Origin of the sequence: Alistipes sp. An116 (assembly GCF_002161005.1) — a bacterium.
Classification (GTDB): domain Bacteria; phylum Bacteroidota; class Bacteroidia; order Bacteroidales; family Rikenellaceae; genus Alistipes; species Alistipes megaguti.
This window is the reverse complement of record NZ_NFLR01000009.1, coordinates 63,992-77,812: the sequence shown is the minus strand read 5'-3', so window position 1 is coordinate 77,812 and position 13,821 is coordinate 63,992. Positions and strand designations below refer to the sequence as shown.

Annotated in this window: 12 protein-coding genes; 5 read left to right on the top strand and 7 right to left on the bottom strand. The window is 63.5% G+C overall.

The features are described 5' to 3' along the window. The gene (locus tag B5E60_RS07850) at positions 1-1,836 is read right to left on the bottom strand and encodes a peptidase U32 family protein (RefSeq protein ID WP_087310961.1); all 1,836 of its coding nucleotides are present in this window, start codon (positions 1,834-1,836) and stop codon (positions 1-3) included. A 144-nt stretch (positions 1,837-1,980) separates the two neighbouring features. Here B5E60_RS07850 and serS point away from each other — a divergent pair, with 144 nt between their 5' ends. From serS to B5E60_RS07830, 4 genes are all read left to right on the top strand, one after another. Continuing rightward, on the top strand, positions 1,981-3,252 hold the full coding sequence (gene serS, locus B5E60_RS07845; RefSeq protein WP_087310960.1) for a serine--tRNA ligase: 1,272 nt from the start codon (positions 1,981-1,983) through the stop codon (positions 3,250-3,252). Between the two features lie 64 nt (positions 3,253-3,316). Then, positions 3,317-3,484, top strand: coding sequence for a DUF362 domain-containing protein (locus B5E60_RS07840; protein ID WP_087260820.1), 168 nt, complete (start codon positions 3,317-3,319; stop codon positions 3,482-3,484). 69 nt (positions 3,485-3,553) lie between these two features. Continuing rightward, positions 3,554-4,441, top strand: coding sequence for a class A beta-lactamase (gene bla / locus B5E60_RS07835; protein WP_162611609.1), 888 nt, complete (start codon positions 3,554-3,556; stop codon positions 4,439-4,441). Between the two features lies 1 nt (position 4,442). After that, on the top strand, positions 4,443-5,030 hold the full coding sequence (locus tag B5E60_RS07830) for a sugar O-acetyltransferase (RefSeq protein ID WP_087310958.1): 588 nt from the start codon (positions 4,443-4,445) through the stop codon (positions 5,028-5,030). A gap of 196 nt (positions 5,031-5,226) precedes the next feature. On the opposite strand, the gene B5E60_RS07825 is transcribed toward B5E60_RS07830, so the two are convergent. From B5E60_RS07825 to cysS, 6 genes are all read right to left on the bottom strand, one after another. Next, complete coding sequence (locus tag B5E60_RS07825; RefSeq protein WP_239403277.1) at positions 5,227-6,354, bottom strand: exo-beta-N-acetylmuramidase NamZ family protein; 1,128 nt, start codon at positions 6,352-6,354, stop codon at positions 5,227-5,229. Between the two features lie 109 nt (positions 6,355-6,463). Next, positions 6,464-7,576 (bottom strand): peptide chain release factor 2, encoded by a 1,113-nt coding sequence (prfB, locus tag B5E60_RS07820; RefSeq protein ID WP_087310956.1) that lies wholly within the window; start codon positions 7,574-7,576, stop codon positions 6,464-6,466. 21 nt (positions 7,577-7,597) lie between these two features. Beyond that, positions 7,598-8,233: a cytidylate kinase-like family protein gene (locus tag B5E60_RS07815; RefSeq protein ID WP_087310955.1), complete on the bottom strand. Its 636-nt coding sequence runs from the start codon at positions 8,231-8,233 to the stop codon at positions 7,598-7,600. 6 nt (positions 8,234-8,239) lie between these two features. Next, entirely contained in the window at positions 8,240-9,634 is a 1,395-nt protein-coding gene (locus tag B5E60_RS07810) for an MATE family efflux transporter (RefSeq protein WP_087310954.1), read from the bottom strand. Between the two features lie 249 nt (positions 9,635-9,883). Then, entirely contained in the window at positions 9,884-10,165 is a 282-nt protein-coding gene (locus B5E60_RS07805; protein WP_087310953.1) for a hypothetical protein, read from the bottom strand. Positions 10,166-10,270: 105 nt separating this feature from the next. Beyond that, positions 10,271-11,746, bottom strand: coding sequence for a cysteine--tRNA ligase (gene cysS / locus B5E60_RS07800; RefSeq protein WP_087310952.1), 1,476 nt, complete (start codon positions 11,744-11,746; stop codon positions 10,271-10,273). 90 nt (positions 11,747-11,836) lie between these two features. Between cysS and B5E60_RS14380 the strand changes: the two genes are divergently transcribed. Continuing rightward, positions 11,837-13,798 (top strand): DEAD/DEAH box helicase, encoded by a 1,962-nt coding sequence (locus B5E60_RS14380; protein ID WP_087310951.1) that lies wholly within the window; start codon positions 11,837-11,839, stop codon positions 13,796-13,798. Positions 13,799-13,821 lie beyond the last annotated feature (23 nt).

Genomic DNA, 13,821 nt, shown 5'->3' with positions numbered 1-13,821 from the left:
CTAATGTTTTTTCTCCTTGTCCATCCGGCGCCGCGGGCACTCCACCAGCGTCATTTCGCACGCCTTGCAATCGAACCCGAGCCGGAAACGGTCCGCACCGTGCTCCAGATAGAGATCCCCGCGCAGGCGCGACCCTTCGCGCAGGCACTCGCCGATCTCGCGGCGGATGCAGTAGGCCGAGCGCATGACGGTGCACCCCTCGAGCGACGGAGCCAGTTCCAGCGGCCGTTCGATCTCGCACACCCCGTGGTCGCGGTAGAAGGCCTCAGCCAGATGATTCGTTACGTTTTCGTCGGCGTCGAGTCGCTCCGACGGGTAACGCGCCGCCCGGTTTTCGGGGAGGATGCGGTGTTCGAGCGGCCGCTCCTCGCGCTGCCGCAACAACCCGGCCAACGCTTCGCGCCGCAGCTCGGCAGCCAGCGACGCGGGGACGAACCACTCGCCGCCCCGCACCTCCACCTCGCGCACGGCGAAGATCGTGTCGCCCGACTTCATCGCCTGTGCGCGCAGCGTCGCGGCATTGGCCTCGGGGTTCTTGGCCCGCTCAAGCGGCACATCACGCCGGGCTGACGCCTCCAGCCCCTCGCAATCGGTACAGGTGACGATCACCCCTTGGGCCGAGGCTTCGACCAGGGCCCGCGTCGGAATGACCCGCCGCATGCGGCTGCGCTCCAGAGCCAGCGAGAAACGCCGGTCGTAGTTGCGGTAGAGCTCCGCCCCGGGCGTAATCCCTTCGATGCGGTTGGGGGTGATGCGGCGCCCCTCGACGGCGTTGATGTTCGTCCCGACGACGCCACGCGGCGAAATGAGGCAGATGCCGTCACCCGGAGCCAGATCGGCATCGCCATCGATCCGGAAGCTTCCGCCCGAGACCTGCGCTACACGCCCGATACGCTCGCCGACGGCCTTCGGCGTATCGAACGAGGCCACACCGGCCCGCTTGCCGTCGAAGAAATATTCGGATTCGCCGCGCGTGAAGCTCTTTGCCGGGTCGGGTTCGAAATCGGGCACACTCTCCCCCACCGAGGCGCGCCGCAGCGCAGGCCGTGCGGCCAGCACCTCATCCAACGCCCGGCGGTACCAGGCCACCACGTTGCGGATATACCCGGCATCCTTCAGCCGCCCCTCGATCTTGAACGACGTGACGCCGGCGTCGACCAGTTCGCCCAAACGGTGCGAGAGGTTCAGGTCGCGCACCGAGAGCAGATGCTTGCCGGTGATGATCCGTCGGCCGCGACCGTCGACGAGGTCCCACGGGAGGCGGCAGGGCTGGCTGCAGGCGCCGCGGTTGCCGCTGCGGTCCGACATGGCCCGCGAGAGGAAACAGCGGCCGCTGTAACCGACACAGATGGCGCCGTGGACGAAGACCTCCACCTCGGCCGGCGTGGCGGCACAGATGGCGCGGATCTCCTCCAGCGAGAGGGCCCTCTCGAGAATCACGCGTGCGAAGCCCGCCTCGGCCAGAAAGCGGGCCCCTTCGGGCGTACGGTTCGAAACCTGGGTCGAGGCATGCAGCTCGACGGGCAGATCCATGCGCCGCAGGGCCATGTCCTGCACGATGAGGGCATCGACCCCGGCATCGACGAGTTCGCGGGCCGTACGTTCGGCCTCCGGGAGTTCGTCGTCCCACAGCAGCGTATTGAGCGTGGCATGGACCCGCACGCCGTACCGGTGGGCATATTCGACCACGCGGGCGATCTCGCGGGCGGAGTTACCGGCGGCCTGCCGGGCCCCGAAGCGGGCGCCTCCGATATAGACGGCATCGGCCCCGGCATCGACGGCCACGACGGCCGACGCGTAATCGCGGGCCGGAGCCAGCAGTTCGACAGTTCTCAAAGCGATGGAATTTTGCACAAAAATACGAAATTTCGCCGCACGGACAACCCCGGGGTGTTTTTCCCGCGGAAAAAGATACACTTTTCCGCATTTTTTGTAATTTTGCCCTGCGTAACGCGAAAACACACAAAAACATCCGATATCATGCTTACGATCAAGCAAATCCGGGATGACCGGGATGCCGCCGTCCGCAAACTCGCCAAGAAAGGCGTCGACGCCGCCCCCGTCATCGACAAGATCCTCTCGCTCGACGACCGCCGCAAGGCCATCCAGCTGGAACTCGACAATACGCTGGCCATACAGAACAAGGCCGCCAAGGAGATCGGCGCCCTGATGGGCCAGGGCCGCCGCGACGAGGCCGAGGAGCGCAAACACTTCGTTACGGACCTCAAGGAGAAGTCGGCCCGGCTGCAGGCCGAGTCGAACGACGTGCAGCAGGAGCTGCAGGCCACGCTCGTCACGCTGCCCAACTTCCCGGCCGACATCGTCCCCGAAGGCAAGACGGCGGCTGACAATCTGGTCGTGAAACTCGTCGAGAGCTACACCAAACTGCCCGAAAACCCGCTGCCCCACTGGGAGCTGGCCAAGAAATACGACATCATCGACTTCGATCTGGGCGTCAAGCTCACCGGTGCCGGTTTCCCCGTCTACAAGGGCAAGGGAGCCCGCCTGCAGCGTGCGCTGATCAACTACTTCCTCGACTGCAACACCCGCGCCGGCTATCTGGAGGTCGAGCCTCCGGTGATGGTCAACGAGGCCTCGGGCTTCGGCACGGGCCAGCTACCCGACAAGGAGGGTCAGATGTACCACGCCACGGTCGACAACTACTACCTCGTGCCGACGGCCGAGGTTCCCGTGACGAACATCTACCGCGACGTGATCCTCGACGAGAAGGACTTCCCCGTCAAGATGACGGCCTATACCCCCTGCTTCCGCCGCGAGGCCGGTTCCTACGGCAAGGATGTGCGCGGTCTGAACCGTCTGCACCAGTTCGACAAGGTGGAGATCGTCCAGCTGTCGCTGCCCGACGTATCGTATGAGGCGCTGGACGGCATGGTGGCCCATGTCGAGTCGCTGGTCAAGTCGCTGGGCCTTCCGTACCGCATCGTACGGTTGTGCGGCGGCGACATGTCCTTCACCTCGGCGCTGACCTACGATTTCGAGGTCTACTCCGAGGCCCAGAAGCGGTGGCTGGAGGTTTCGTCCGTTTCGAACTTCGAGTCGTTCCAGGCCAACCGTCTGAAACTGCGCTACCGCGATGCCGAGAAGAAGATCCACCTGGCCCACACGCTCAACGGCTCGTCGCTGGCCCTGCCGCGTATCGTCGCCGCAATGCTCGAGGATTTCCAGACTCCCGAAGGCATCCGCATCCCGGAGGTACTGGTTCCCTACACGGGCTTCGATATGATCAAATAGTTTGATTTTATCAAATAAGTTTCTATATTTGCACTATACACATTAACCACAAACACGCAAAAAAATGGCTTACAAAATCACTGATTCCTGCGTAGCATGCGGGACCTGCATCGGCGAATGCCCGGTAGAGGCCATCTCGGCCGGCGACATCTATGTCATTGATCCCGACAAGTGCATCGACTGCGGCACGTGCGCAGGCGTTTGCCCGAGCGAGGCTATCGTTTCGGAGTAACGAACGGATATGACCGTAAAAATACACCTCGGAATCTTTCTGAGGTGTATTTTTTATGCCTCCCTCCCCATGATGCGACTCCTTCTTTTTTGCGCAGGGCTGCTGCTGACGGCCTGCGGCTCCCGAACCCGCACCCTCGAACAGGATCTGGAACAACTCGCGGCATCGCTCCCCGAGGCCCGAATCGGTATCGCCATCCGTACTCCCGACGGGGAGACCATCTCCCGGCAGGATGTGCCGCTGCCGCTGTTGAGTGTCTTCAAGTTTCCGGTGGCCCTGGCCGTGCTGGACAAGGCCGACGCAGAGGGGACTCCGCTCACGACGCCCGTCGAGGTAGGCCCCGAATGGCTCGATCCCGACACCTACAGCCCGCTGCGTGACTCCCTGCCGGCGACGGGCGGACGGGTTACGCTCGGCGAATTGTTGCGATACAGCACGTCCCTGAGCGACAATATCGCCTGCGACCGTCTGTTGGAATACGTTGGAGGCCCCAATGCCGTGGAGCACTACGTGTGCGAGAAGGCCGGGATCGAGGGATTCCGGATCGCCGCCACGGAGCGCACGATGCACCTCGATCCTGCCAATCAGCGGATCAACGTCGCACGTCCTTCGGCCGTCTGCGCACTCTTTGCCCGCCTGCTCGAGGGCGGTCTGCTAACACCGGAGCACGAAGCCCTGCTGCAACGGCTACTGGAGGGTGCAGTTACCGGCACGGACAAACTCCGTGCAGGGCTTCCCGAAGGGGCCGTCCTCGGGCATAAGACCGGCTTGTCGGACCGCACGCCGGAGGGTCTCCGCATCGCCGATAACGACGCCGGCTATGTCGTACTGCCCGACGGCCGCCACTACTGCGTGACGGTGTTGGTCACCGACTCCCCGGCCGACGATGCGAAGAACGCTGCCGTGATTGCGGCCATTTCAAAACGTATTTACGAACATTTCACCGAAAAACAATAGCATGAACGATCTCGAAATGATGCGCGCGGGGCGGTGGCTCCACGCCGTGACACCCCGCATCGGCGAGGCACTGCTCCGGGCCGAAGAGCTCTGCTTCCGGCTCAACCAACTGCCGCCTTCGCGGCGTGAGGAGCGCGAGGCGATCATCCGCCGGCTCTTCGGCCGCGTCGGCCGCAACATCACGCTCCACAGCCCGTTTCACTGCGACTTCGGGGAGCAGATCTCCGTGGGCGACCACTTCGTGGGCAACTTCAACCTGACGATCCTCGACGAGGCACCCGTGACGATCGGCAACCACGTTTACATCGGCCCCGACGTGGGGATCTACACCGTGCGCCACGCCCTGCTCGCGGAGCAGCGCAACGAGGGGATCATGCAGTCGCTCCCCGTGACCATTCACGACGACGTCTGGATCGGGGGCCACGCGACGCTGCTCCCCGGTGTGACGATCGGCCAGGGGGCGGTGATCGGTGCCGGGAGCGTCGTGACACACGACATTCCGCCGCAGGTCGTGGCCGCAGGCAACCCCTGCCGGGTGCTGCGCCCCGTCACCGAGGCCGACCGCATTCCGGAATCGGAGACCGATTGACCCGCTGCGGCGTAGTTTCGCCCCTTCACGCCGCAACGGTCAAAGGATCTTTCACGAGAGCGCAGCCCGTCAAACTTCCAAAGATCTTTTTCATGAAAAAGCCGCCCCAAAACGGAGCGGCTTTTTTGAGGATAGCGGGCTGAACGAGGCCGGCAAAGAACGACGAAACCGAACATGCAGGTCGGCTCCGGCGCGATCACTCGTAAAGCAGATATTTTGCCCGCAACTTGCGGAAGGCCTCAGCTTCGGGCAGCCAGCGGGCGCGAATCTCCTCGTCCGAGGCACCGTCGAGGATCATCTCCCGCACCCACCCCACGCCGATCAGCTTCTCGAACATCGGCGTAAAGAAATCCTCGCCCATCGCCAGATCCCCACAGGCATCAATCACATATTTCAGTGAGAAGCCCACACTGCGGGCCTCTTCGAGCGGCATGCGGCTCAGATCCTCGCCCCGACACAACTGCCCCTCAAGCGGAGGATGCTTGGCACCAGGCGTCGGACGCGGCGTGAAGGAGAACGAACGCCCCTTCATCGAGGGATGGCCATAGATTTCAAACGGCTTCGAAGTTCCGCGTCCGAGGCTCACGACCGTTCCCTCGAAGGGACACAACGCCGCATAGAGGTAGACGGCACGCTGCGTCGGGAGGTTGGGCGACGGCGCCACGGGCAGCCGATACTCCGTGGCGTGGGTGTAGTTGCGGCAGGGGACTACCGTCAGATCGCACGCGCAGGCCCACCCCTCGCCCACGGCCATGCGGGCGATCTCGCCCATCGTCAGACCGTGCAGCACGGGGATCGGCAGCGTCCCGATCCCCGACCTGTAACGCATGTCGAGCAACGGCCCCTCGACCTTGTCGCCGTTGGGATTCGGACGGTCGAGGACGATGACCGCCCGGTTGAACGCGGCGCAGGCATCCATCATCCTCAGCATCGAAATATAATAGGTGTAGAAGCGCAGTCCGACATCCTGCATGTCGACCACCAACACATCGAACGAGCGCATCGCCTCATCCGACGGTCGCAGCGTCCTCCCGTCGTACAACGAACGGATCGGAATTCCCGTACGGGCATCCACCGAACCGGAGACCTTTTCGCCGGCGTCGGCCGTCCCGCGGAAACCGTGTTCGGGTGAGAAGATGGCCTCGACGTCGAAACCGCTCTCGTGGAGCAGATCGACCAGATGAACCCTTCCGGCGGCATCCACCGTCAGCGGGTGTCCCTCGGCGCCGACGGCTCCGGGCATCCGCGCCACCGAGGTCTGGTTGGCCAGCACGGCGACCCGCCGGCCGCGCAGCCGGGGGAAGTAGGCGGCCGTATCGGTCATGCCGACCTGCACGCCCGCGTTTTCGACCGGACGCGCCGCCTCCGCGGTCCCCGCCGCAAGGAGCCCGGTCAGCAAGGCAACGCACCCCGCGGTCCGGCGAAGGAATCCGCTACGCATTGGCGCCGAACTCCATGAGATAGGCCTTGATGAAGGCATCCAGATCGCCGTCCATCACCGCCTCGACGTTCGAAGTCTGGACACCCGTACGGTGGTCCTTGACGCGGCGGTCGTCGAAGACATACGACCGGATCTGCGAACCCCACTCGATCTTCTTCTTCGAGGCTTCGAGCGCCTGCTGCGTGGCCATGCGCTTGTCCAGTTCGCGCTGGTAGAGTTTCGACCGCAGGATGCGCATCGCATTCTCGCGGTTCATCAGCTGCGAACGTGTCTCCATGTTTTCGATCAGATACTCGACCGGTTCGCCCGTATCGGGGTCCTTGCCGTGGTAGCGCAGCCGCACGGCCGTCTCGACCTTGTTGACGTTCTGGCCGCCGGCCCCCGACGAACGGAACGTATCCCACTCGATGTCGGCCGGGTTGATCGTGATCTCGATCGTGTCGTCAACGGCCGGCGAGACGAAGACCGACGCGAAGGTCGTCTGTCGCTTGTTGTTGGCATTGAAGGGCGACAGACGCACCATGCGGTGAACGCCGTTCTCGCTCTTGAGGTAACCGTAGGCGTATTCGCCCTCGAACTCCAGCGTGCAGGACTTTACGCCCACCTCGTCACCGGCCTGATAATCGAGCACCTTGACCTTGTAGCCGTGAGCCTCGCCCCAACGCGTGTACATGCGCATGAGCATCGAGGCCCAGTCCAGCGCCTCCGTACCGCCCGCTCCGGCGTTGATATCCATGATGGCTCCCAACTTGTCCTCGTCGCGGCGCAGCATGTTACGCATCTCGAGCTTTTCGATCTTCTCGAGCGTCGAGGCGTAATGGGCGTCGAGTTCGGCCTCGGTCATGACCCCCTCCTTGACGAAGTCGGGCATCAGTTCGAGATCCTCGACATCCTTGCGGATGGCGTCGTAATCCTCGACCCACGCCTTGATGCCGGCCACCTTGCGCAACTGTTCGCGCGCCCGGTCGGGGTCACCCCAGAAGTCGGGCTCCTGTGTCTTCTCCTCCTCGTTGCGCAGGTCGATGCGCTTCTGCTCGATGTCCAGGCAGCGTTCCAAAGCCTCGCGCCGCTGTTCGAGCTCCTTGATCTGATCGGATAATACCATATGTTGCAGTCTGCTTGTTTGCTAAAATTTCTCGTGAAGCCTGCGTCCCGCGAAGTCCAGGATGAAATCGGCCGTCTCCTCTTCGCCCAGCTTCGAGGAGTTGACACACAGATGATAGGTGGCGGCCTGTCCCCAGGTTCGCAGGCTGTAGTAGTTGTAGTACGAAGCCCGCTGCGCGTCGATGCGCTCCATCATGGCGCGGGCCTCCTCCTCCGAGCAGTCGTGCCGCTTGCGGAGGCGCGCTATGCGATCGGCCTCGTCGGCCGTAATGAAGACGTTGACGCAGCGCGGATTGTCGCGCAGAATGTAGTCGGCGCACCGTCCGACGAAGATCGCCGACTCGCGTGAGGCAATCTCGCGAATCACATCGCTCTGGATGCGGAACAGCGACTCGTTGGCCAGGATATTGTTCGTGTTGCCCCCCTCGTAGCCCGTGAACGGAGCACGTAAGTAGCCGATCAGCGCAGCGAACGTACCCTTGGCTTCGCGTTCGTCGGCCCGTTCGAAACACTCGGGACAGAGCCCGCTCTCGCGGGCGGCGAGATTGATAAGCTCCTTGTCGTAGAGCTTGATACCCAGACGCCGGGCGATGATCTCGCCGACGACCTTGCCGCCGCTGCCCAGCTGGCGGCCGATATTGATGACGAATTTATCCATAGACGATCACTGTTTTTCGGGTTCGGGAGCCGGCTGTCTGCGGAAATGGCGCAGCTGCCAGGTCAGCATGAAGAAGGCGACGATCGAGGCCAGCAGATCCGAGAGCGGCATCGAGGCCCAGACGCCCCAGCTGCCGTCCCACGGCGTATATCGGTCGAAGATGTGCGGCAGGAAGATCAGGAACGGCATGAGGAACAGCAGCTGCCGCGACAGCGACAGGAAGATGGCCTTGCCGGCCATGCCGATGCTCATGAAGAAGTTCGTGGCCACCATCTGGAAGCCGATGATCGGATAGCAGATGAAGGTGATGCGCATGCCCTCGATCGAGAGGCGAATCAACTCCTCGTCCGTCGTAAAGAGGCTGACGGCCAGCCGCGGAAAGAGTTCGCCGATCAGGAATCCGCATACCGTGATGCACGTGGCGCCGATCATCGTCAGTTTCAGCACCCGCATGACGCGGTCGAACTGCCGTGCGCCGTAGTTGTAGCCGGCGATGGGCTGCATGCCCTGGTTCAGTCCCATGACGATCATCACGAAGAAGAATCCCAGACGGTTGACGATGCCGTAGGCGCCGATCATCAGGTCGCCGCCGAACTCCTTCAACCCCTTGTTGATGAGAATGACGATGAAGCAGGCGGCCAGATTCATCAGGAAGGGCGACATGCCGATCGAGAGGATGTCGCGGACGATCTTGCGGCGCAGGCGGTAGATGCCGCGTCGGAAGTGGAGCAGCTCCTGCCGGTCCGACAGGAGCCGGAACTGCCAGACGAGCGAGATAATCTGGGCCAGAATCGTGGCGATGGCTGCCCCGCGGATGCCCCAGTCGAACCAGAAGATGAAGATCGGGTCGAGGATGGCATTGATGACCACCGTGCTGATCGTGGCGTACATCGACTTGCGGGGGTGCCCCGCGGCGCGCAGGATGGAGTTCAGACCCAGATAGATGTGCGTGACAACGTTGCCGAGCAGGATGATGACCATGTACTCGCGGGCGTAGCCGATCGTCGCCTCGCTGGCTCCGAAGAAGTAGAGGATCGGATCAAGGAAGAGCAGGGCGACAATACTGAAGGCGATGCCGATGATGATGTTGAGCATCACGACGTTGCCCAACACGCGCTGGGCCGTCTCGTAGTCGCGCTGCCCGAGGCGCATGGAGACCAGTGTCGCGGCACCCACGCCGACGAGCGATCCGAAGGCCGCGGCGAGGTTCATCAACGGGAAGGTCAGCGCCAGTCCCGAGATGGCCAGGGGACCGACACCATGGCCGATGAAGATACTGTCGATCATGTTATAGAGCGAGGAGGCCGTCATGGCGATGATCGCCGGTACGGCATACTGTACAAGCAGCTTCCGGATCCGCTCGGTACCGAGTTCCAGAGCCGCCACTTTAAGTTCCGCCATAGTTTCTGTTATTGCTTGCTTCTTGTTTTTGTTATTCGTTCGGTTCCTGCAGGGCGCGTTCCAAACCATTCAAGGAGGTTCAAGGACAGCTCCCGGGCAGCCCGTTCGGGAACGGATGCCACAATGGAGAGTCTGTTCGGATTGCCGCAGGTTTCGTCTCTCCGGTTCTCCGGTCCTGCCGGGTGCGCCAGGGTCCTCTCCGCCTCCCGGACCGTGCGGGGCTTGCCTCGGCCTCTCTTCCCCCCCCGATTATCGCGGCACGGCACGGTCGAGGCGGTCAAACCACCCGGCGTAGATCTCCGGCGAGGTCGAAAGCCCCAACTCCTCCGTCATGAAGGCCGACGCATCGCCCGAATACCACTGCCGCGTGACGTAGACCGTCAGCCGCACTTCGGAGGTGAGCCCCGTCGACTGCACGACAAAACTCAGGTGGCGGATCTCGCCGGCCATCGGCACAAGGATCTCCGGTTCGGCGGGCAGCACCTGCCGCGCCACAACGAGTCTCGACGCCCGGTCGGCACTCACGATCAAACACCCCTCACGCTGCAGCAGGTCGAAAAGCAGGTCGTAACACTCTGCAGCGCCGACCGCCGGCCGTTTTCCTGCAGGATACGCTTCATACGACCGGATCCGTAGTTACTCCAACTCCCAGTCCGAACCGTCCTTGCGGTCCTTGACGCGGATGCCGGCTGCGGTGAGTCCGTCGCGGATGCGGTCCGACGTCGCCCAGTCCTTCGAGGACTTGGCTCCCTGACGGATATCGAGCAGCATCTCCACGAGCGGCGTCACGTAGTCGCGGCCCGAAGCCGTACCGGCAGCCTTTTCGTCACGCAGTCCCAGGATGTCGAAGGCATAGAGGCGGAACGTCCGGCGCAGCTTCTCGAGATCCTCGGCCGTAATGGTCTGCGTACCGTCGGCCAGCTGGTTGATCGTGCGCACCCAGTCGAAGAGGGCCGAGATAACCATCGGCGAGTTCAGATCGTCGTCCATGGCCGTGCGGCAGCGCTCCTCGAGTTCGTCGGGCGAGACGGTCGACACGGCCGAGGGCCGGATCTTGCCCAGCGTCTCGATTCCCTTCATCAGACGGTCGAGCCCCTTTTCGGCGGCCTGCAGCGCCTCGTTCGAGAAGTCGAGCGTCGAGCGGTAGTGGGCCTGCAGCACGAAGAAGCGGATCGTCATCGGCGAGTAGGCCTGGGCCAGCAGGCGGTGCGAGCCCGTGAAGAGCTCCTCGAGCGTAATGAAGTTGCCGAGCGACTTGCCCATCTTCTGGCCGTTGATCGTAATCATGTTGTTGTGCACCCAGTAGCGGGCCGAATCGTGGCCCAGGGCGGCGGTCGACTGCGCGATCTCACACTCGTGGTGGGGGAACATCAGGTCCATGCCGCCGCCGTGGATGTCGAAACGCTCGCCCAGATAGCGCGTCGACATGGCCGAGCACTCCATGTGCCAGCCGGGGAAACCGTCGCTCCAGGGCGAGGGCCAGCGCATGATGTGTTCGGGCGAGGCCTTCTTCCAGAGGGCGAAGTCGTAGGAGTGGTGCTTGTCCGACTGGCCGTCCAGCTCGCGCGTATTGGTGACGATGTCCTCGAGGTTGCGGCCCGAGAGGCATCCGTAGTGGTATTTGCGGTTGTATTTCTCGACGTCGAAATAGATCGAACCGTTCGATTCGTAGGCGAAGCCGGCCTCGAGGATACGCTTGACGAACTCGATCTGCTCGATGATGTGGCCCGAGGCGCAGGGTTCGATCGAGGGCGACTCGACATTGAGGGCATCCATCGCCCGGTGGTAACGCTCCGTGTAGTAATGGGCCACCTCCATGGGCTCCAACTGCTCGAGGCGTGCCTTCTTGGCGATCTTGTCCTCACCCTCGTCGGCATCGTGCTCGAGGTGGCCGACGTCGGTGATGTTGCGCACGTAGCGGACCTTGTAGCCCAGCGCCTTGAGGTAGCGGAAGAGCAGGTCGAAGGTCACCGCCGGACGGGCATGGCCCAGATGGGGATCGCCGTAGACCGTCGGGCCGCAGACATACATGCCGACACGGCCCTCGACCAGGGGTTCGAACTCCTCCTTGCGACGGGAGAGCGTATTGTAAAGTACGAGTTTGGATTCCATAATAATTCGGTTTAACGACGTTTTGAACGGGTAAAGATACGAATTTTATGCGTTATCCCGAAAATTTATCGTACCTTTACCCCGATTATTATGAAATTTCAGGATTTAGGACTCTCGGCGCCGCTGCTGCGCGCCGTCTCGGAAAAGGGTTACGAAACCCCCACCCCCATTCAGGAACAAGCCATACCGCCCGCCCTCGAGGGCCGCGACCTGCAGGGTTGCGCCCAGACCGGCACGGGCAAGACCGCAGCCTTCACGCTGCCCATTCTGCAACTGCTGGCCCAGGAGCCGCCCGTACGGGGACGGCGTCCGATCCGGGCGCTGGTGCTCACCCCCACGCGCGAACTGGCCATCCAGATCGACGAGTGCTGCCGCGACTACGCCCGCTACACGCCGATCCGCCACTGCGTCATCTTCGGCGGCGTCAACCAGCGGCCGCAGGTCGAGGCGCTCGAACGGGGCGTCGACCTGCTCGTGGCCACGCCGGGGCGCCTGCTCGACCTGATCGGCCAGGGCTACATCACGCTCGACGCCATCCGCTTCTTCATCCTCGACGAGGCCGACCGCATGCTCGACATGGGCTTCATCCACGACATCCGACGCATCCTGCCGCTGCTGCCCGCCAAGCGGCAAACGCTCTTCTTCTCGGCCACCATGCCGGAGGAGATCGCCGCACTGGCCGCCCGGATCCTGCACGACCCGGTGCTGGTGACCGTCACGCCGCCGGCTTCGGTGGTCGAGACCATCGCACAGCGGGTCTACTTCGCCGAGAAGAGCGAGAAGAGCGAGCTGCTGATCCGCCTGCTGCGCGAATCGGATGCACGGCAGGTGCTGGTCTTCACCCGCACCAAACACGGCGCCGACCGGCTGGCCAGGATCCTCAACCGGGCGGGGATCGACGCGGCGGCCATCCACGGCAACAAGTCGCAGAACGCCCGCGTACGGGCGATGAACGACTTCAAGTCGGGGGCATGCCGCGTGCTGATCGCCACGGATATCGCCGCCCGCGGCATCGACATCGACCAGCTGCCGCTCGTCGTCAACTATGACCTGCCGGAGGTGGCCGAGACCTACGTCCACCGCATCGGCCGTACGGGGCGTGCCGGACGGGAAGGCTCGGCGTGGTCGTTCTGCTCCGAAGCCGAACTGGAGTACCTGCTCGGGATCCAGAAGCTCACGGGGCTGATTCTCCCCATCGAGGGGGAGACCCCGGCCTATGCCGCCGAGGCACTGGAGGAGGCCGCGCGGCGTCAGGCCCGGGCCGACAGGAAGAGCCGCAGCGCCAAGCCGACGGCTCCGAAGCGAAACACTCCTGCCGCACAGACTTCCGCTGCTTCATCCGCCGCTCCGGCGACTTCGGAAGGGGAAAAGACCCAACCCTCCGGACAACCCGCTCCGACCCGAAAGTCGCCCCGGGCCACCGCGCCGACAGCCGCCGGGAAGGTGGCAGCACCCGCCCAGGAGACAATCCCGGACAGCAAAGCGACGGTCCGATCTGCCGAAGCAACGGCTTCTACCGTCCGGGAAACGACCCCGAACGCCGGAGAACGTGCCGGCACCGTCCCGAAACGCCGACGCCGCCACCGTCGCCGCGGGGCTGCCGCAACCCCGGACGCCGCCACCTCCGCACCTTCCGGCCACTTCTCCCGGAAGCCGGAACAAGCCCCCGAGGTCTCCGCCGGCCAACCGGCCCCGGTGAAGGAGGCAGCCCGCGACATGGCGCAGCCGAAATCGGCCCCGACGAAGAGCAGCTCCCGCAACGCGGCGCAACCGAAGCCGAACAGCGGCCATGCCGGCAAACGCCCGGCGGCTCCGACCTCCCGCAGCGCGTCGACGGAGCCCCGTCCGGAACCGTCACCGTCACGCAACACCCGCCCGCGCAACGACCGGAACAACGACCGGAGCCATGGCAGAGCCAAGACCTCACCGAAGGGCTCGCCGCGCACGGACCGCACCCCGCGCCCCGAGGTTCGGGAAGAAAATCGCATTTCGCATACGAACGATTGGAAAAACCGCGTTAAATCACTACTTTTGCGAACATTCGGCAAATAACCACCGCCTTTAGGAATTTGTGA